The organism is Ectothiorhodospira shaposhnikovii (assembly GCF_016584105.1).
GTDB classification, from domain to species: Bacteria; Pseudomonadota; Gammaproteobacteria; order Ectothiorhodospirales; family Ectothiorhodospiraceae; genus Ectothiorhodospira; species Ectothiorhodospira shaposhnikovii.
In genome coordinates this window covers 1-277 of the sequence record NZ_NRSM01000131.1, presented here as the reverse complement: position 1 = coordinate 277, position 277 = coordinate 1, and the positions used below count along the sequence as shown (strand labels likewise).

1 protein-coding gene is annotated in these 277 nt (G+C 54.9%); it reads left to right on the top strand.

Annotated features, from left to right (window positions below):
* The coding region (locus CKO35_RS17700; protein WP_200177416.1) for a hypothetical protein at positions 1–277 on the top strand (277 nt) is incomplete at both ends.

The window sequence follows — 277 nt, the reverse complement described above, 5'->3', positions numbered from 1 at the left end:
GCGATAGCGTCGACTTCTTCAAGGAGGTGGTCGACAACCAGAACGACTACCTCGACCTCGAAGAGGATTACCGCGACCTCAACGAATTTTTCACCAACCAGTTGCACAGCTGGCAGCAGCTGCAACAGGCCCTGCGTCGCTTCGAAAAAAACCGCAACGCCCTGGAGAAAAACGACAGTGCTCGTAAGGCAATGGTCGAACTGCAGGCCATCGAAAGCCATGCCAGCCCATACAACCAGCTGCACAAAGTCTCTGGCCTGGTAGAAACCGTTGAGGC